General features: G+C 67.8%; 20 protein-coding genes. 9 read left to right on the top strand and 11 right to left on the bottom strand.

The genetic code is table 11. The annotated features are described in order from the left end of the window. Positions 1 to 242: 242 nt before the first annotated feature. Positions 243 to 1157 (top strand): MBL fold metallo-hydrolase, encoded by a 915-nt coding sequence (locus RMCN_RS29150; RefSeq protein ID WP_064413218.1) that lies wholly within the window; start codon positions 243 to 245, stop codon positions 1155 to 1157. On the opposite strand, the gene RMCN_RS29145 is transcribed toward RMCN_RS29150, so the two are convergent. Beyond that, positions 1151 to 2488, bottom strand: a complete 1338-nt coding sequence (locus RMCN_RS29145) for an FAD-dependent oxidoreductase (protein WP_067396598.1) — start codon at positions 2486 to 2488, stop codon at positions 1151 to 1153. The genes RMCN_RS29150 and RMCN_RS29145 overlap by 7 nt on opposite strands. 163 nt (positions 2489 to 2651) lie before the next feature. On the opposite strand from RMCN_RS29145, the gene RMCN_RS29140 reads away from it, so the two are divergent. After that, the gene (locus RMCN_RS29140) at positions 2652 to 3299 is read left to right on the top strand and encodes an FKBP-type peptidyl-prolyl cis-trans isomerase (protein WP_201029004.1); all 648 of its coding nucleotides are present in this window, start codon (positions 2652 to 2654) and stop codon (positions 3297 to 3299) included. Positions 3300 to 3308: 9 nt separating this feature from the next. Here the strand turns inward: RMCN_RS29140 and RMCN_RS29135 are convergent, their stop codons facing one another. The 5 genes from RMCN_RS29135 to RMCN_RS29115 form a co-directional block, all read right to left on the bottom strand. Continuing rightward, entirely contained in the window at positions 3309 to 3653 is a 345-nt protein-coding gene (locus RMCN_RS29135; RefSeq protein ID WP_064350226.1) for a hypothetical protein, read from the bottom strand. Between the two features lie 86 nt (positions 3654 to 3739). Then, positions 3740 to 5320 carry a threonine/serine exporter family protein gene (locus RMCN_RS29130; RefSeq protein WP_067396595.1) on the bottom strand — a complete coding sequence of 527 codons (1581 nt, stop codon included), beginning with the start codon at positions 5318 to 5320 and terminating at the stop codon, positions 3740 to 3742. Next, complete coding sequence (locus RMCN_RS29125) at positions 5311 to 5829, bottom strand: hypothetical protein (RefSeq protein ID WP_067396593.1); 519 nt, start codon at positions 5827 to 5829, stop codon at positions 5311 to 5313. Before RMCN_RS29125 ends, RMCN_RS29130 begins: the two co-directional genes overlap by 10 nt. A 121-nt stretch (positions 5830 to 5950) precedes the next feature. Beyond that, on the bottom strand, positions 5951 to 6250 hold the full coding sequence (locus RMCN_RS29120; protein WP_067396591.1) for a hypothetical protein: 300 nt from the start codon (positions 6248 to 6250) through the stop codon (positions 5951 to 5953). Between the two features lie 24 nt (positions 6251 to 6274). Continuing rightward, a complete protein-coding gene (locus RMCN_RS29115) occupies positions 6275 to 6718 on the bottom strand; it encodes a hypothetical protein (RefSeq protein ID WP_067396589.1) in 444 nt (147 codons plus the stop codon). 150 nt (positions 6719 to 6868) lie between these two features. Between RMCN_RS29115 and RMCN_RS31175 the strand changes: the two genes are divergently transcribed. Then, entirely contained in the window at positions 6869 to 7009 is a 141-nt protein-coding gene (locus RMCN_RS31175; RefSeq protein ID WP_165604492.1) for a hypothetical protein, read from the top strand. 93 nt (positions 7010 to 7102) lie between these two features. Here RMCN_RS31175 and RMCN_RS29110 read toward each other — a convergent pair whose 3' ends face one another. Then, positions 7103 to 7537, bottom strand: a complete 435-nt coding sequence (locus tag RMCN_RS29110) for a DUF4383 domain-containing protein (protein WP_067396587.1) — start codon at positions 7535 to 7537, stop codon at positions 7103 to 7105. Positions 7538 to 7681: 144 nt separating this feature from the next. Here RMCN_RS29110 and RMCN_RS29105 point away from each other — a divergent pair, with 144 nt between their 5' ends. From RMCN_RS29105 to RMCN_RS29095, 3 genes are all read left to right on the top strand, one after another. Next, complete coding sequence (locus RMCN_RS29105; protein WP_067396585.1) at positions 7682 to 8341, top strand: MOSC domain-containing protein; 660 nt, start codon at positions 7682 to 7684, stop codon at positions 8339 to 8341. A gap of 223 nt (positions 8342 to 8564) precedes the next feature. After that, entirely contained in the window at positions 8565 to 9524 is a 960-nt protein-coding gene (locus RMCN_RS29100) for an esterase family protein (RefSeq protein ID WP_067396582.1), read from the top strand. A 67-nt stretch (positions 9525 to 9591) separates the two neighbouring features. After that, positions 9592 to 11148, top strand: a complete 1557-nt coding sequence (locus tag RMCN_RS29095) for a class I adenylate-forming enzyme family protein (RefSeq protein ID WP_067396581.1) — start codon at positions 9592 to 9594, stop codon at positions 11146 to 11148. A gap of 82 nt (positions 11149 to 11230) precedes the next feature. Here the strand turns inward: RMCN_RS29095 and RMCN_RS29090 are convergent, their stop codons facing one another. Beyond that, positions 11231 to 12415, bottom strand: a complete 1185-nt coding sequence (locus RMCN_RS29090; RefSeq protein ID WP_064413210.1) for an acyl-CoA dehydrogenase family protein — start codon at positions 12413 to 12415, stop codon at positions 11231 to 11233. Between the two features lie 46 nt (positions 12416 to 12461). Here RMCN_RS29090 and RMCN_RS31935 point away from each other — a divergent pair, with 46 nt between their 5' ends. Continuing rightward, positions 12462 to 12584, top strand: coding sequence for a hypothetical protein (locus RMCN_RS31935; protein ID WP_263987718.1), 123 nt, complete (start codon positions 12462 to 12464; stop codon positions 12582 to 12584). Positions 12585 to 12586: 2 nt separating this feature from the next. Here RMCN_RS31935 and ripD read toward each other — a convergent pair whose 3' ends face one another. Beyond that, entirely contained in the window at positions 12587 to 13126 is a 540-nt protein-coding gene (ripD, locus tag RMCN_RS29085) for an NlpC/P60 family peptidoglycan-binding protein RipD (protein WP_064413264.1), read from the bottom strand. A gap of 158 nt (positions 13127 to 13284) precedes the next feature. Between ripD and lhgO the strand changes: the two genes are divergently transcribed. Together lhgO and aceA are read left to right on the top strand one after the other, a co-directional pair. Further along, a complete protein-coding gene (gene lhgO, locus RMCN_RS29080) occupies positions 13285 to 14493 on the top strand; it encodes an L-2-hydroxyglutarate dehydrogenase (protein WP_067396579.1) in 1209 nt (402 codons plus the stop codon). Between the two features lie 58 nt (positions 14494 to 14551). Next, positions 14552 to 16849, top strand: coding sequence for an isocitrate lyase ICL2 (gene aceA / locus RMCN_RS29075; protein WP_064350176.1), 2298 nt, complete (start codon positions 14552 to 14554; stop codon positions 16847 to 16849). Positions 16850 to 17034: 185 nt separating this feature from the next. Here aceA and RMCN_RS29070 read toward each other — a convergent pair whose 3' ends face one another. Continuing rightward, the gene (locus tag RMCN_RS29070; RefSeq protein ID WP_201029006.1) at positions 17035 to 18384 is read right to left on the bottom strand and encodes an aldehyde dehydrogenase family protein; all 1350 of its coding nucleotides are present in this window, start codon (positions 18382 to 18384) and stop codon (positions 17035 to 17037) included. Positions 18385 to 18465: 81 nt separating this feature from the next. Then, positions 18466 to 18897, bottom strand: a complete 432-nt coding sequence (locus RMCN_RS29065; RefSeq protein ID WP_067396577.1) for a type II toxin-antitoxin system Rv0910 family toxin — start codon at positions 18895 to 18897, stop codon at positions 18466 to 18468. Positions 18898 to 18914: the final 17 nt, after the last annotated feature.

Raw genomic sequence — 18914 nt, 5'->3', positions numbered from 1 at the left:
CGAGCAACCGAGCGGCCGTCACCATGACCGCGGTCGTCCAGGTCGCCCGCCATCCGAAGGTGCGCGCGACCGTGGCGATCCGCTGTCGACGTCACGACTCCTACATGTAACCGGCACACCGGCAGTCGAACGGTTTCGGGCACGACAAAGGTTGCGCGCCACCGACTGGATAAATCGCGTCAGCTGAAGGCGTTCTCCAGAGATGACAAGTGATATCCGGTAAGGCCCTCAGGAGGACAGCCATGAGCGTGGACAGCATCTCGGATTTGGGTTCGACGACCCTCGACGAGTTGGTTCCGTCGCGGTACGCGGTGCAGGTCGGTGACATCGAGGTGCTGGTGATCAGCGATGGGGTGCTACCGATCACGGCCCGGACGATGGCGACCAATGCCGACCCGACCGAGTTCGGGAGTTGGCTCGACGACCGGTTCCTTCCCAGAGACGTGCTCGATTGGCCGCTCAACGTGGTCGTGGTGCGCACCGGTGAGCGGACCATCCTGGTCGACGCCGGGCTTGGCGTGGAGTTCCCGGATTTCCCGCGGGCCGGGCAGACAGTCCATCGTTTGGAGGCCGCCGGTATCGATCCCTCGGCGGTGACCGACGTGGTGCTCACCCACCTGCATATGGACCACGTCGGCGGGCTGCTCACGAAGGGGCTGAAGGAACGGCTACGCCCTGACCTTCGGGTCCATGTTGCGGCCGCTGAGGCAGAGTTCTGGGAAGCACCCGACTTCTCCCACACCGACATGCCGGCCCCGGTTCCCGATGCGCTCCGGTCGATAGCCTCGCGGTTCCTCGACGAGTACCGCGGCCACATGCGGACCTTCGAGACGGAGTACGAACTGGCGCCGGGGGTGCTCGTCGCTCGTACCGGAGGCCACACCCCGGGCCACGCCATCGTCCGCCTCGACTCCGGAGGTGACCGGTTGACGTTCGCCGGCGACGCCGTCTTCGCACCTGGATTCGATAACCCCGAGTGGCACAACGGGTTCGAGCACGATCCAGAAGAGTCGGCCCGGGTACGGATCGAGCTTCTGCGGGAGCTGGCCGCGACCGGTGAGTCCCTGGTCGCCACTCATCTGCCGTTCCCATCGGTGTGTCGAGTCGCGACCGCCGGCGATGTCTTCCGGTGCGTGCCGACCGCATGGGACTACTGACCGGCGCGCCTGCCGCTGGTGATGACCCGCGCCACGTGTCCGGGGCGCATCAGCCTCGTTCCCGGGTCTACCCCCTGCAGCACCCTGAGGAACGTTTCCGTGAGCGCCATGTCTGTCGACGCGGCAGCCATATAGGCGGTGGTGTAGCGGTTGAACACTCGCTGCGGGAACGACCTCCATCCGCTCGCGGGGGTGAAGCCGAAGTCGTTGAGCCGGTTGGCCCACCACAACGGCGCGACCCGCCGTGCGACATCGCCAAAATAGACCTGGCTCGAGGGTTCACCGTCGAAGGCAAGGAACTGTCGAAGGCTGCGAGCCTGCATCAGCGCCGAGGTCATCCCTTGGCCGTACATCGGGTTCAAGCTGCACACCGCGTCCCCAATCGCCAACAGCCCCTGGGGAAACGAGGACAGCTTGTCATAGCGACGCCACACGCTGGTCGGGAAGTGGCGGTGATGCGTCTCCCCCAGCGGCTCGGCGTCGGCGAGTGCTGCGCTGATTTCCGGCGGTACGCATTCGGCCACGGCGGCCAACACCGCCGGCAGTTCGGTGGGAAGCCGATGTCCGGCGACGCCTATCAGCGTCACGATCATCGTGTCGTTTTCGTAGGCGAGCATGCCGACGCCGGTCGGGCGTTCCAGTGTCGGGCTGACGAAGACCACCTTGTCGTCCAGCGCCCCCGGCGCAATTCGAAACAGCTGGCTGGCGTAACAGAGCTGCACGCGATACGACCGCTCGGCCGGACGTGTGAAGCCATGCGCCGCAAGGAAAGCCGGTGTACGGGCCGAGCGGCCTGTCGCGTCTACCACCAGATCGGCTGGCACGGTCCACTGTCGGGCACCGCTGCGGTCACCGATACGAACGCCGGTTACCGCGCGATCGCTCAGTACGGGCTCGACGACATCGTGCCCCTCCAGCACTTTGACATTGGGTAGCGCGCAAACCCGTTCGCGAACAACGAATTCCAGCAGCGGTCGACTGACCGGCTGGACAGGCATGGCATCGGGGTCGGCCAATGCGCCCGTTCGACACAGCGCATGCCCACGGACCTCGACGTATACCGCCGACAGGTTGCGGGTGTCGATGATCGGTGCGCCGGCCGCTCTCAACTCCTTGATTACCCTGGGCAACATCTCGTCGAGGATCTTCAACCCCGCACTCGTCATCATGTGCAGGTGATGGCCCTGAGGCACGCCCGCCCGCTGCGATGCGTCGGCGGGCAGTTCGTCGCGCTCGACGACGGTGACCGAGTCGTACGCGTCTGCCAGCACTCTCGCAGCGAGCAGTCCACCCATGCTCGCCCCGCACACCACCGCTTCGTGCCTCGCCATCGCGCCCCTCTTCGGCAGGCTGTTCCCCGCAACCGTCGCACACAGCGCGGCCGATAGTGCGATTTCATCCGCGACCCGCCGTGCCAGCCGTATCGGAACTCACACTCGCGGCCTCTCAGCCCACCGGCACACCGCTGGCGCCACTGTCTGTAGCGTGGCGACCGTGAATTCCTCGCGTGTGTCTCTTCCTGTCGGGCTGATCGCCTGCACCGCATCGATGGTTCTGGCTCTCTCCGCCTGCGGCTCCGACACGGAAGCTTCATCGACCGACACGACCTCACCGACGAGCACGTCCTCGCTGGCCGACGAGTTCATCCCCCCAGCGGTGGAGACCGGCGATCCCGCCAGCGCCATGTGCCCGACGGCGCCGCCACAGATCGGCGGCGCACCGGAGTGGACGCTCAACGGCGACACCGGAAGCGTCGCCGTCACCGGATCGACCGACTCAACGGCGCCGCTGATCAACGTGCAACCGCCGTTCAGCGTGTCCGAGACCCAGGTACACACGCTGAAGCCCGGTGACGGTCCGGTCGTCTCCGAGACCGCCACGGTCTTCGTCTGCTACATGGGGGTCAACGGTCGCGACGGGTCCGTGTTCGACAACAGCTACGAGCGGGGTATGCCAGTCGATTTCCCGCTCGACGGAGTTGTGCCGGGCTTCCAGAAGGCCATCGCCGGGCAGAAGGTCGGTTCGACGGTCGCCGTGGCGATGACGTCCGCCGACGGGTATCCCGAGGGTCAGCCCGCCGCGGGAATCCAACCCGGCGACTCGTTGATTTTCGCGATCAAGATCCTCGACGCCTCGAGCTGACCGCCACGGTCAGCCGCCGGCGGTGACCGGGTTCTTCGACAAGTGGATGAAGGCGCCGTTCTTCCACACGCCCCAGCGTCCGCCCCACCCCGAGTGCCACACGACGGGCTCGCCGAGCCAGAACTCGGCGGGCTTCCGCGGCGCCCATGCCGGCACCGGTTCCCCGGCCATCGGCCTGGCCGGCGGTGGAGCCATACCCGGCGGAGGCGGAGGCGGCGGTATTTCAGCGGCCAGGGCGGGTGGCGGAGGGGGCGGCGGTGGAGACGGCTGCGCGCTTGCCGGAGTGCTCAGCCCTAGAGTCGTCGCGGTCAAGCCGCCCGCGATGGCAGCCAGCGTGGTCTTGCGAAACCTCATGAGCATGCCTCCAGCGCTAGTCACTTACTGATGCTTCGAATTTATAGCCTGCATTTGCTGCGGCCAAACCCAGGGCGTGTCCGCGCCTACTGCTGCTCACGGCTCTCGTCGCGCTCCGTGTCGTCGTTCTCGGCATCGTCTCGCGTTTCACCGGACGGCTCAGGTTGCAGCGCGACGCTTCGCGTCCGCGGGACCATCTCGGCCGGCTGATCGTCGGCCGGCTGCAGATGCACAACGCGGCCCACCGCACGACGCAGCCCCGGTGGTCCTTCCTTGCGGAGGAAGTCGCCGATCCGGCCGGCGCGGAAGCGCAGCGGTGAGCCGATGAACTCACCGAGCACCACGCCACTGCCCAAGGCCAGCGCGATCGCGATCGCCGACATCATCTGACGGATGCCGTTGTCGAAGTTGCCGTCGACGGCAAAGGAGAACACCGCGCGAAACACCGCCAGACCCGGAAGCATCGGCATGATGCCCGCAGTGGCCGTCACCAAGGCCGGCGCTTGCCGACGGATGGAGATCAGCGTGGCGACGAGACCGACGCCAACCGCGGCGGCACCGCTCGCGAACACCTGACCGAACCCGGCGTTGCCCAGGGCGATCAGGACCGCCTCGGCGAGCCCGGCCACGAGCCCGGCGGTCAGGATGGCCCGCATCGGCGCATAGCTCGCCACCGTCAGGCAGGCGCCCGCCAGCGCCGCGCCGAACACCGCAAGCGCGATCCGTACCGCCCCGTTCGGTGCGACGAACGATTCGGTCGCATCGACGTGCAGCGAGATGGTGACGCCGGCGATCTGGGCGATCTGCAGGCCCGCGAGAATGCCCACGACGATGCCCGCCGTCAGCAACACCGCTTCCCCGAGCCGGGCCAGCGCGGTCAGCATGTAGCCCGTCACCGCATCCTGCATCGCGCCGACGAAGGTCAATCCCGACAACAGCACCACGATGCCGGTGGCCACCATGACCGTCGGTCCGATATCGGCATACAGGAAGGCCGCCACGGCGACCGAGGTCGCGATGGCCGCGCCCGCGACATGTTGGAAGAAGAACGGCGTACCCACGCGATTGAGTCGGCGCCCCACCTGGTCGATGACCCCCGACGTGAGCGCGGCCAGGATGCAGGTCAACCAGCCGCCGCCGAGCAGCATCGCGATGCCGAGCGCGAAACCCGCCCAGCCCGCGGTCGCCAGCCACCGTGGATAGGGATGCGGCCGTTCGGTCAACTCGTCCATCGCATCGTGTGCTTGATCGACCGTCACACCGCCGGAGGTGATCCGCTGAACCAGCCGGTCGAGTTCCCCCAGCCGGGTGTAGTCCGTCGACCGGTTGTTGACGGCGCGAACGATGGTGACGGGTGGGCTGTCCGCGGTCGGCAGCGCGGACACGATGACGGTGGTGACGAAGATGTCGACGACGCAGTCGGTCAGTCGGTAGGCCTGGGCGACGTCCTGGGCGGTGGCGACGACGTCGGCGGTGCCCGAGCCCGAAGACAGCATCACCTCGGCGAGGCGGATCGTCAGATCGAGCACCTTGCGGGTGTGCAGATCACCCATCCCGTCGGAACGGCGTCGCCGCTGACCCGCGACGGGCGCCGGATCGCGGGGGCCGCGCAGCGCATTGCGTAGGCCGCGGCGGACGCGGCCTCGCGGCGTTGGATCTAACGGCATCGACGTGAACGATACTGACGTGCGGGCACCATGGCCCAGGCGGCTAATCCCGCTGCGGCACCCGACAACACATGCCAGACGCCGTGGTACTGCCACAGGCTGTCGGGCCGGCACAGCGGCGAGCCCGTGCGCCCAGCGGCATAAGCGGCCAGGCCGAGCGCGAAGACCGCCGCGGCCGCGACCCACGCCGACCGCCGCGCTCGCGCGGTGCGGGCCACACCGATCACGCACACCACCGCCAAAATGATGATGGGCCAGTCGTGGACCGGGCCGGCCCACGGCGGTTGGGGCCCGTGGAAGACAAAGCTGCCCAAGCCGACGGCGATGAGCGCCACCCCTGCGGTTCCCGCCAACAGCGCTCTACCGCGCAGGGCCCAGCACAGGACGGCTACCCCCACAGCGACGTACGCCAGGCTGGTGAGGGCCAGGACGGGCTGAGCGAGCAGGCCAACGTCGAGGCGTTCGCAGTCCGAGCGTCCGAAGGCCGCGGCGGCGGTCCAGCCCTGCATGCCAACTGACGATAGCTACCCATGGTGTCGGAGAAGCGAATTCAGCTTCTCCATCTGGGCAACAAAGACATGGCTGCACCGGCCGGCCCGACAGCCAGCGCGGTGCGTCTGACGCGCGAGGTCAGTCCTCTTCGGGCGAGGCTACGTCGGCCTGATATCGCTGGCGACGCTGTTCGTCGGTCTGCTCCCACCATGGCGGCGAACCCCGCTCACCCAATGCGACCTTGGCTGCGTGCACACCGGCACGTGCGGCCCCTTCGCCGCCAGTTCCCTTGGCGCGGCGCACTTCTCGGCGCCATGCCATGAGTATGCGGGTCAGCTCGGCCCGCCGATCCTCGGGTATGGCCGGATCGGTGGCGCGCCACCGGCGACCGTTGATGACGATGAAGTGGCCGTCATCAGTCAGCTGCGGCTCACCCATCGGCCGATATTAGCTCCGGCGAAATCAGCCCTGAGGGCACGGCCCGGGGAGGAACAGCGACCAGCACCAGCCCGGCGGGAGGGGTGGCGTGAAGCCGGGCGGCGGCGGTGGCGGCGGCGGTGGCGCCTCGCCTTCGAAGATGTTCTGCGCGACGTTGCCCTGCCCGTGGTAGACGTACCAATAGGTGTGGCATACGGAGTTGTCCCATACCACCGGATTCACCCGCAGGTTTCCGGTCTGCACCGGCGGATCACCAGGGCACCAGCGGCAGGGTCCCGACGGATTGGCATCCGGGCATCCGGGCCACGCCTGCAGCGGCGCCGACCCACCGGGCCAGGCTTGCTGCGGCGCCGGCCCACCGGGCAGTGCTTGGGCCGTGCCCGCTGCGGATCCGAACCCGACGGCGGCGATCGTGAACGACATCATTGCCGCGCCGAGGATCCGCTTCGAGGTGTGCGTTGTGTTCATGTTTCGTCCTCTTGCTCGGTGCGGCGCCCGATGCGCGTCCTCGGGGCAAGTACACGAGAGACGTTCGGCTACCGAACCCAACTATCCGGTTTTCTTCACCATGGGTACGGGTATCGCTCGGCGAGACGATCGTGGACTAGGAGAGAAATGATGAGCTCACCCGAACAGGCCTCGGACGACGCGGATCAGGGTGAGGGCGCAGAGCAAGGGGTCCCGCCAACAACTCCCGCTTATTCGACGCCACCGCCCGAGGGGATCCCCTCGGCCGACGACAAGGACGACGCCGAGTAGCCGGCGCGTCTAGTGTGCATTCAGATCGCAAATCCACGCCGTATCACGACTTTTGACGATCTGAGCGCACACTAGCGGAGGCGGCGGCCCGGGTCACGACCCCTTACGCAGGTCGGCAAGCGAGTTCTGCAATCCGCCGTCCATGCGGATCTGAATACCGGCCACCGCCAGCATCACCGCGGCGGTCACCAGGTGCACCACCGCGTCGGTGATGTTGTTGGGGAACGTGAACACGTACGCCACCTGGTGTGAGAAGAACGCCCAGATGCCTGGCAACGCGCCCGCCACCGCTGCGACGAGCAGATACAACACCGCCCACGACTTGCGCAACGCGAACACCAGTCCCGGGCCGAACAGGGCCAGCCCGGCGACAGCGTGCCATCCGTTGTAGTCCATCCCGAGAACCTGCGCGGTCGGTGCGCCCGGGCCCGTCGCGAAACTCGGCTCGACGATAAAGCCGATGACCGCCTGGACGACGTGGAAAATCGCGATGATCAGCAGGCCTACCTGGGCGAAACTCCACTTCACGGTTACACCATTCCGTCGTCGACACCGGCTCCGCGAATACTACGCTCGGTAGTAGTGCCGTGGAAGGGTTTGAGTGCAACTGCAGGCGAGAAATCCTGCGAGGCGGGCGGCCCACTCCGTCGTTAACCTGTCCGGGTGGCAGAAGTGCTGTCGGTCAATGTTGCGCGAGTGCGGATCAATCCCGACGCGCCGTCGAGGTCAACGGGTATCGACAAGGTCGCCGTACCGGACCGGGTCGCGGTGCGCGCGCCGGGTCCGATGCGCGGCGGTCTGGGTAGCGGACTCGTCGGCGACACCATCGGCCATACCAAGCTGCACGGCGGTGACGATCAAGCGGTCTACGTATATGCGCGAGAAGACCTCGACGACTGGGAAACTCGACTCGATCGCCGGTTGACCAACGGGATGTTCGGCGAGAACCTCACCACCACGAACGTCGACGTGACACAGGCGCGCATCGGTGAACGCTGGAGCGTCGGCACCGACGGTCTGCTGCTCGAAGTCTCGGCTCCGCGCACGCCGTGCCGCACCTTCGCGGCGTTCCTGCAAATCGACCGCTGGATGAAGACCTTCACCGCGGCCGCCAAACCCGGTGCCTATCTTCGCGTCATCTCACCGGGGACGGTGGGCCCGGGCGACGAGATCTCCGTCGAGCACCGCCCCGACCATGACGTGACCGTCGAGTTGGCGTTCCGCGCCAGGATGTCTGACGCTTCCTTGCTTCCAGAGCTGCTCGCAGCCGACGCGTTGTCCGCCGAGCTCAAAACCTACGTGCGCAAACGCCTGCCGACCAACGGCAAATAGGCCCTTGCGGCCCTCCGGCGCAACGGTGACGCCGCCCACTCTCCGGTAACGGGACCGCCCTCGGTGTCGACATAACCGTCAGCAGCGGCTACGCGCGGCGGGCGCCCGAAGTATCGCGGCAGGTGTGAAGCAGCAGCGCCTGACCGGCAGCCCGACCCGGCTCCGGTACGTCCACCGCGACGACCGCTCGGCGGTATCCCTCGACCAGGAAAGTTCAAGAGCGATGACAATGCGACACAGTTGGGCGCGCCGCATGATGGCCGGCGCGCTGGCGGCCCTGCTCATACCGGGCCTGGTCGCGGTGGCGGGTGGAACGTCCACCGCCGCGGCATACTCACGGCCGGGCCTTCCGGTCGAGACCCTCATGGTCCCGTCGGCCGCCATGGGCCGCGACATCCCGGTCAAGTTCCAGGGCGGTGGCCCGCACGCGGTCTATCTGCTCGACGGCCTGCGGGCGCGCGACGACAACAGTGGCTGGGACATCGAAACCGCCGCGTTCGAGAACTACTTCGAGTCCGGTCTGTCGGTCGTGATGCCGGTCGGCGGCATGTCCAGCTTCTACACCAACTGGCAGGGACCCGCGGTCGGCAACGGCGGCACCCACACCTACCAGTGGGAGACCTTCCTGACCTCCGAACTGCCCGCGTATCTGGCTGCCAACAAGGGCATCTCACCCAGCGGCAACGCGGTGGTCGGCTTGTCCATGTCGGGTAGCGCTGCGCTGATCCTGGCCGCCTACCACCCGGGTCAGTTCCGCTACGCCGCCTCGCTGTCGGGCTTCCTCAACCTCTCCGACGGCATCTGGCCGCTGTTGGTCGGCGTCGCGATGCGCGACTCGGGCGGCTTCAGCGCCACGGCGATGTGGGGCCCACCCGGCAGCTCGGCCTGGAAGCGCAACGACCCGACGGTCAACGTCGGCAAGCTGGTGGCCAACGGCACCCGCATCTGGGTGTACTGCGGCAACGGCGTCCCGTCCGAACTCGGCGGCGGCGGCGACATCGCCGGCCAGTTCCTCGAGACCATCACGCTGGACAGCAACAAGAACTTCCAGCAGGCCTACGAAGCAGCCGGCGGAGGCAACGGCACGTTCAACTTCCCCGCCAATGGCACCCACGGATGGGGCTACTGGGGTTCGCAGCTGGCCGCGATGAAGGGCGACATCCAAGCCACGCTGGGCGCCTGAGTCCCGCTGACGTTACTGGGCGACCGCCTCGTGCGGTCGCCCAGTACGCGTCGGAGACAATCGCGGGGTGACGCAGCAGCCGCGACCGACCGTGCCCGCGCTCCTGGCCCGCGCGTGCCACGAGTTCGGCGACCACACCTATCTGGTCACTCCGACGGATCGCCTCACCTACCGCGAGGCTCATGAGCGCTCGGCGCGCATAGCGCGGTGGCTTCTGGGTGAAGGTGTCGGTAAGGGAACCCGCATCGGCCTGTTCTTCCCCAACGGGGTGGACTGGGTGTTGTGGTGGTTGGCCGCCTCCCGCATCGGCGCGCTGGTCGTGCCGCTGAGCACGCTCTACGCGCCGGCGGAGATCGCTAAAGTCGCGCGGCTGGCCGACATCGCGCTGATCATCGCCCCGAGTCGCGTGCTGAGCATCGATGTCGCCGACCGATTCGAAGCGGCCTGGCGGGAGCTCACGACCCAGCAGGACGGGCGGTTGGCGATGACGGGCGCACCGTACCTGCGTCGGATCGTGTTCGTCGACGGCCCGGTTCCCGCCTGGGCCACTCCGTGGGACGGTGACGCCGGCGGCCAACCGGACGCGCTGCTGTCCGCCGCAGAGGCCGAGGTCTCCCCCGCCGATTTGGCCGTCGTCATCCACACCTCGGGGTCGACCGCGGACCCGAAAGGGGTCATGCACACGCACGGCACCCTCGTGCGGCAGACCTCGACATGGCCGAACGCGATCCGTGCTGTATCCAAAAGCGAAGGCGCGGTGCGGATTCTGTGCGCGATGCCGTTCTTCTGGGTCGGTGGGTTGCTCGCGGCGACCGGTGCGCTGCACGAACCCGTCACCGTGCTCGTCATGCCGCGTCTGGACCCCGAGGGGGCACTCGATCTGATCGAGCGCGAACGGGCCGCCGGTGTCGTCGGATGGCCCGCGTTCACCCAGCGGCTCCGGGAGCATCCGAGCTTTTCCGACCGCGATCTGTCCTGCGCGCCGATGCTGCGCGACGGCCCGCTGGACATCGCGATGGTCGACGTACCCGACGGATATCCCGTCCACCGCACCATGTCCGAGACCGCCGGCGGGTTCGCCTACACCGACATGTGCATCGTCGACGACGACGGGACACCCGTCCCCGACGGGCAGGTCGGCGAACTGCTGATCCGCGGCATCGGCGTGATGGCCGGCTACAACAAGCGCGAACGGTGGGAGACGTTCGACGAAAACGGTTGGTACCACACCGGTGACCGCGTCTACCGCAGACCCGGCGACCCGCGGCTGTTCTACGTCGGCCGGACGACCGACATGATCAAGGCCGCCGGCGCGAACGTCTCACCGCTCGAAGTCCAGGCGGTCCTCGAGGAATCCCCCGACGTGGCACAGTGTCTCGTGCTCGGCATCGACGACCCCCGCCGCGGGGAGCAGGTGTGCGCGGTGGTCGTGCCCGCCGCCGCCGGCGTGGACGTCGACACGTTGGCCGCCCATGCCCGCACGCACCTGTCGGCGTACAAGGTGCCGACCCGCTGGGTGCTGGCCTCCAGCGAGCAGATCCCGATCCTGCCCAGCGGAAAGTTCGACCGCAAGACGCTGGGCACGATGATCGTCGAGGGTGTCCTCGAGTCGGTCGTCCGGTGACCGAGCCGGGTGTCCTGCGAACGCCGGACGGGGCGACGAACTCGGCCGCATCATCGCCGAATTCGTGGCCCGCACGGGGTGATCAGAGGCCGAACTGGTCGTCGATGATGCCCAGCCAGACCTGAGCCGCGTCGATCGCCACCTTCTCGCTGATGAACGCGTGCTGGGTACCGGTGTACATGTCGCGGAACGCGCGTTCCAGGCGGCTGCCCTCGCGGATCGAGCTGGTGCCCGCGACCAGATGTGCCCACTCCGCACACTGGCGCGCCACGTCGGTGGCGTACACGGCAGCGACTCTCATGTCCGCGCGCAGGGCCGGGGTGAGGTCCTCCCCCGCCGCCACACTGGCTTCAGCGGTCGCAAACGCGTCGAGCACCAGCAGCCGCGCCGCCCGCCAGGCCGCCACGTGATGGGCCAGCCCCTTCTGGAACGTCGGGCGACTGGCCAGCGACGCCATATCGCTCATCCGGAACTTCGTGGCGGCCAGCTCCTCGACGTCGTCGAGCATGCTCTTGGCGACGCCGAGCGCCCACGACGCATGCCCGGCTGCGGTGACGGGCATCATGCCCATCCGCGTCGCGGGCGACGATCCGCGCAGCGGCTCGCGGGTGAACAACGCGAATGTGCGCTCGGCGGGCACGAACACGTCTTCGACGCTGTAGTCGTAGGAGCCCGTCCCCTTGAGGCCCTGCACGTGCCAACCGTCGTTGAAGCTGACCTGTTCACGCGGCAGGATGGCGATCTGCATGTCCGGCACACCTTCGCTGACCCAACGCATCTCGGTCCCGTCCATCGGCAGGAAGCCCGCGGCGACATACTGCGAATGCCCGATCCCCGAACCAAAGCTCCACGACCCGGTCAGCCGGTACCCACCGGGGACGGCGGTGCCTTGACCGTTCGGGAAGAACTGCCCGCCCATCGTGACCCGGTTGTCATGCGCGGTGAACACCTCGGCGAATCCAGCGTCCGGCAAGTACGCGGCCGCGGCGAACGACGACGGCAGGTTGGCGATACCGACCCAGCCGAACGATCCGTCCTGCCAGGCCATCTCGATCCAGGTCTCGATCATCTCGGCGAACGACGGTTCGCTGCCGCCGGCGGACGCGGGGTTGAACGCCGTCATCAGGCCGGTGTCCCACATCGCTTCGACGACGGCCGGGCTCAGCGTGCGCAGCCGCTCCGACTCACCGGCCTCCGACTGCACGATCTGGCGCAAGGTGCGCACTCGTCCGGCGATTCCCTCGGCGGCATCCAATGTCGACGTCATCAGTCCTCTTTATCAGCGATCGTCGCGCCGCACATACACTTCGGCCGTGCACGTCACCGCGCTCAACATCGCACCGGGTAGCCGGTTGCCGATGTGCTCCGTCGGCGAGGTGGTCGCCGAGGCGGGAACCGGCCTGGTCGGCGTGCTGACCGCGTCAGGGCTTCAGTGACGTCACTTGATGATGCGAACCAGATACGGCGCCATGTTGTTGGTCCGCACCGGCGACGTCGCCACACCCGATTCGGTGGCCTCCAGCATCTGACCGTTGCCCAAAAACAGTGCCACGCTCTGATTCCCGTTGGGGCCGTAGAAGATCATGTCTCCGGGCAGCGCCTCGGACGGCAACACCTTCTGCCCGACGTTGTACTGCGCGCCCGAGGACCGCGGCAGCTTGACCCCGATACCGGCGAACGAATAGACCATGAGGCCGGACGCGTCGAAACCGACGGTGCTGAGCGCGGGATCAAGGCCCACGATGTGGCCTTCGCGGTCGAGCCCGGCGACGTTCTCGGCCGTGCCGCTGCCCTTCGTCGGCCCGTTCGCGTCTCCTCCGCCGTAGGAGAAGGGAACGCCGCGCTGCGACAGGCCGCGGGCGATGACCTGGTCGACCGCCTGCTGGTTGACAGCGGACCGCGTCGGCGCGGCGGCCGCCACCCCAGGAAGGGTCACCAACAGGGCGACGCCGATCACCAAGGCGTAGATGCGTCTCATGGTTCGTTGCTCTTTCTCGACTGCGCGCATACCGATGGCGCTGTATCACTTGTACCGGTTCGTTTGCTCGTAATGCCAATTCGCGCCTGGCCCAAGGCCAATGAGATGCAGTACCGTAACCGAACGGTGATTACCTCCTTCTGTTGCGGGGTCGGCCGATGACCGAACGGGTCGCAGTGGTCGGCGGCGGCATCCTCGGTGTCGCGGTGGCCCGTGAGATCGTGCGGCGTCGCCCCGAATCCGATGTCACGCTCTTCGAGAAGGAAGACCGTCTCGCATCGCATCAGACCGGCCGCAACAGCGGGGTCGTGCATGCCGGTTTGTACTACCAACCCGGCTCACAGAAGGCCGTGCTCTGTCGTCGCGGGGTCGGTTTGCTCGAAGAGTTCTGCGCCGAGCGTGGGATCCGTCGGATCGTCTGCGGCAAGGTCCTCGTCGCGCTCACCGACGAGGAGAAGGCGAGGCTCGCCGACATCGAGCGGCGGGCGTTGGCGAACGGCGTCCCAGGGGTGCGGATCATCGGGCCCGAGGAACTGCACGAACTCGAGCCCCATGTGCGCGGCATCGCGGCACTGCACTCCCCGTCGACCTCGATCGTCGACTTCGCGGAGGTGACCAGGGAGCTTGCCGCCGACGCTGTGGCGGCCGGTGCGAAAGTCCTTCTCGGACACGAGGTGACGGGATTGCGGGCCGGTGAAATCGAAGTGGTGGTCAGCGCCCGCACCGCCGGAGACGGTGAGAAGGCGCGATTCGACCGGGCGGTCGTGTGCGGTGGTCTGCACAGCGACCGGCTCGCCGAGATGGCCGGGGACGGCCCCAATCCGGTGATCATGCCGTTCCGGGGCGAGTACTACGCGCTGAAACCGCACCGCCGCGATCTCGTCAACGGTCTGGTCTATCCCGTGCCCGACCCGCGCTATCCGTTCCTGGGTGTCCACCTCACCCCGCGCGTGGACGGTGAGGTGCTCATCGGGCCCAACGCGGTGCTGGCGCTGGCGCGCGAGGGCTATTCCTGGGGCACGGTCTCACCGCGCGATCTGGCCGGGATCGCCTCGACGCCGGCGTTCTGGCGGTTCGCCCGCCGACACTGGCGCACGGGTGTCCGCGAGGTGTTCGGATCACTGTCACGGCGGCGATTCATCACCGCCGCCAGGGCCTACGTGCCGTCCCTGCGCGACGAGGACGTGGTGCCCGGCACCGCCGGCGTGCGGGCCCAGGCCCTGGACCCCGACGGCGGTCTGGTCGACGACTTCCGGATCAGCGTCCGCGGTCGCGTCGTGGTGCTGCGCAATGCGCCATCACCGGCGGCGACCTCAGCGCTGGCGATCGCCGAGCACGTCGTCGACACCTTCGAGGCGTCGACGTAAGGGCTTCACCCTGCTGATAACGCCATCCCCGGCAAGAACCGGGTCGTACTGTGGGTACATGGCCATCATCGAAACGGACGCCGCGCCTTCGACCCCGTTCGACCAGGAGGTCGCTGCCACGCAGCGGTACTTCGACAGCCCGAGATTCGACGGGATCATCCGCCTCTACTCGGCCCGTCAGGTCGCCGAACAACGCGGCACGATTCCCTCCGACTACATCGTGGCGCGCGAGGCCGCCACGGCGTTCTACGAGCGCCTGCGCGAACTGTTCGCGCAGAAGAAGAGCATCACCACCTTCGGCCCGTACTCGCCGGGCCAGGCCGTGACGATGAAGCGGATGGGCATCGAGGGCATCTACCTCGGCGGCTGGGCGACGTCCGCCAAGGGGTCAACCACCGAAGACCCCGGACCCGACCTGGCCAGCTACCCGCTTAGCCAGGTGCCCGAGGAGGCCGCCGGCCTGGTGCGGGCGTTGCTCACCGCCGACCGCAACCAGCAGTACCTGCGGCTGCAGATGTCCGAAGAACAACGCGCCGCGACACCCGCCGTCGACTTCCGCCCGTTCATCATCGCCGACGCCGACACCGGCCACGGCGGAGATCCCCACGTGCGCAACCTGATTCGCCGGTTCGTCGAGGCCGGAGTACCCGGCTACCACATCGAGGACCAGCGGCCGGGCACCAAGAAGTGCGGCCACCAGGGCGGCAAGGTGCTGGTGCCGTCCGACGAACAGATCAAACGGCTCAACACCGCGCGCTTCCAGCTCGACATCATGCGGGTCCCCGGCATCATCGTGGCCCGCACCGACGCCGAGGCGGCCAACCTGATCGACAGCCGCGCCGACGAGCGCGACCAACCGTTCCTGCTCGGCGTGACCAACCTCAAGGTGCCGTCGTACAAGTCGTGCTACCTGGCGATGATGCGGCGCTTCTACGAGGCGGGCGTCACCGAACTCAACGGACATCTGCTCTACGCGCTGCCCGAAGGCGAGTACGCCACCGCCAACGCCTGGCTCGACCACCACGGCATCGGCGACGCGGTCGCCGAGGCCGCCTCGGAGTACCAGGATCGCCCCGACGGCGAGATCGACGCGATCTTCGACCGGGTCGAATCGAAGGCTGTCGACGCCTGGCAGGTCGATGCCGGCCTGATGACCTACGGCGAGGCGGTCGCCGAGCTGCTCGAGTTCCGCGAGAGCGAGGGCGAACAACTCGACATGAGCGTCGCGGAGTGGCGTGCGTTCGCCGAGCGCGCGCCGCTGTACACCGCGCGTGAGAAGGCCAGGGAGATCGGGGCGGCCGTCGGCTGGGACTGCGAGCTGGCCAAGACCCCGGAGGGCTACTACCAGGTTCGCGGCGGGATCCCGTATGCGATCACGAAATCGCTTGCCGCCGCACCGTTCGCCGACATCCTCTGGATGGAGACCAAGACCGCCGATCTGGCCGATGCGCGCGAGTTCGCCGAGGCGATTCACGCCGAGTTCCCCGAGAAGATGCTGGCCTACAACCTGTCCCCCTCGTTCAACTGGGACACCACCGGCATGACCGACGACGAGATGCGGGCCTTCCCCGAGGAACTCGGAAAGATGGGGTTCGTCTTCAACTTCATCACCTACGGCGGTCATCAGGTCGACGGTGTCGCGTCCGAGGAGTTCGCCACCGCGTTGCGCCAGGACGGCATGCTCGCACTGGCGCGACTGCAGCGCAAGATGCGCCTGGTCGAATCGCCTTATCGCACACCGCAAACGCTTGTCGGCGGGCCGCGCAGCGACGCCGCGCTCGCCGCGTCGTCGGGCCGCCTGGCGACCACCAAAGCGATGGGCAAGGGCTCGACCCAGCACCAGCATCTCGTGCAGACCGAGGTGCCGAAGAAGCTGCTCGAGGAGTGGCTGGCGATGTGGGGCGAGCACTACAAACTCGACGAGAAGCTGCGGGTGCAACTGCGCCCGACGCGGCCGGGGTCAGACGTGCTCGAGTTGGGCATCTTCGGTGAGCGCGACGGTGAGGACGAGAAACTGGCCAACGTGATCGTCGACCCGATCAAGGACCGGCACGGGCGCAGCATCTTGACGGTGCGCGACCAGAACACGTTCGCCGAGAAGCTGCGCCAGAAGCGGTTGATGAGCGTGGTCCACCTATGGCTGATCCACCGGTTCAAGCCCGAGATCATGTACTACGTCACGCCGACCGAGGACAACATCTATCAGACCGAGAAGATGAAGTCGCACGGCATCTTCACCGACGTGTACCAGGAGGTCGGCGAGATCATCGTGGCCGACATCAACCAGCAGCGGATCGAGGAACTGCTGAATCCCGACCGGGAGGCCTTGGGCCGGTTGATCCGCAAGGAGGACTAAGGCGTCTGCTGCGTACGTCGTGCGCGGCTGCCGGCGTATGCCGTGCGCGCCTGCTGCGTATGCCGTGCGCGCGGGCGTGTGGACCGCTGACGTCTCGCGAGGGTGATCCGCGCAGTGCCCGCCTCTCAGCGAAAAATTCGCTGGGAGCGAAAGTTTCGCTGAGAGGTGGGCAGCCAGGGTGGCGCTCAGCTGCCCGGCGGCGCGATGTGTACGACCTTCATCTCGGTCATTTCGTCGAGCAGTTCCGGGCCGAACCCGAAGCCGTTGCCGCTCGCGCGACGCGGCTGTGACGCCCCACCGGGCGCTCCGCCGAAGACGTCGTTGATTTTCACCGTGCCGACCGGCAGGGCACGCCAGGCCTCCTGCGCGTGCGCCATGTCGGCGGTCAGCACGGTCGCAGCCAACCCGTACCGGTCGTCGGCCGCTTCCCGCACCGCGGAGTCGAAGTCCGGAACCACTCGCACCGGCGCCACCGGACCAAAGGTCTCCTCGCGAAACACCAACATCTCCGGAGTGCAGTCCGCCAATACGGTCGGCGGATAGAACGCACCGGGACCCGGCCGAGGCGCGCCGCCCGCCAGAACCCGTGCGCCGTTGGCCACCGCGTCCGCGACCTGCGCTTGCACCACGTCCCGCTGACGCCCGTCGACCAACGGCCCGATCCGGTCGTCCCACGCTCGCGCTTCCGATGCCAACTCGTCGAGGAACGCCTCGGCCAGCGACTCGACCACGAAGACCCGCTCCACCGAAACACAGATCTGCCCGGCGTTGGCGAAGGCACCCAGCGCCGCCTGCTCGGCCGCCCACCGCGGATCCACACCCGCGTCGACGATCAGCGCGTCGTTGCCACCGTTTTCCAGCACGGTCTTGGCCCCGCGCTCCGCGCATACTCGCGCGATCGACCGGCCGGTCGCGCTACTGCCTACGTGCGCCACCACGTCGACGTCGGCCGCCGAGGCCAGGTGGGCGCCGACAGATCCGTCACCGTCGAGGATCTCGAGCACACCGTCGGGAAGCTGCCCGGCCAACAGTTCGGCGAACCGCCGACCGGTCGCTGGGCACCGCTCACTTGGCTTGTGTACCACCGTGTTTCCCGTCACCAACGCCGCGCCCAGGAGGTTGGCCGCGACGGCCACCGGATCGTTCCACGGGGTGAGAACCGCGACGACGCCGCGCGGTTCGGGAACCATCAGATCGGTCGCCGACCAGGAGCCGTGCAGGCTGCGGCCGCGATGCAGCGGTCCGAGCTCGGCGTACTGCACCAGCGTGCCCGCGCCCGCGTCGACTCCGCCCAATGCGTCGTCGCGGAGCTTGCCGGTCTCACGTTCGTTGAGCTCGGCCAGTTCCTCGGCCGCGGCGCGGACCGCTGCGGCCGCCTTGGTCAACGCAGCCGCGCGTTCGGCGGCGGGGGTACGCGCCCACCCCGGCGCGGCGGCACGCGCTCGAGCCACGGCTTGGGCGCAGCTCGAGGGATCGGTGATCGGGATCTTGCTGACTTCGTCGCCGGTGCGGGGGTCCAGAACGGTGATTTCCATGGTCTGCGACACGCGAGGGGTGGTACCCGCTGCGATCACGATCAACCGCGTAAGGCGACGCGGCGTGGCGGGCCCGCGCGGTCAGGCGTAGAGCTCTTCGAATTTGCGGATGGAACGTTCGATGTCGCCCTTGACGGCGCGGGCCGCCGTCGCGCCGATGGGCCCGAACAGTGGCGCGCCCCCGAGATTCATCGTGAGGGTGAACGCCGAACCGGTTTCGGTCGGCGCGACCGTCATCGTGAGCCCGTACCTGGTGCCGCCGACGCCTTTTCCGGTGACCTCGATCAGCTTGGGCGGGTCGAACTTCTGGATGGTCCACGTGACGCGGTTGCGCAACCCCTTGGCCCCCGCGACGCCCACGATCGTGGTGCCGACCGTCAGCTCGTCTGGCAGCTCGCCGCGCCAACCTTCGTGCATGACCATCCAGTCCGCCAGCGCGTTGAGGTCCGATACATGCTCCCACGCCTCCTGCGGGCTCAATGCGAGCTGACGCGACATCTCGAGCTTGGCCATCTTCGGATCGTAGCCAG

The organism is Mycolicibacterium novocastrense (assembly GCF_001570485.1).
GTDB lineage: Bacteria > Actinomycetota > Actinomycetes > Mycobacteriales > Mycobacteriaceae > Mycobacterium > Mycobacterium novocastrense.
Note: the sequence above shows the minus strand (reverse complement) of the source record. Positions and strands in the feature narration are given on the sequence as shown.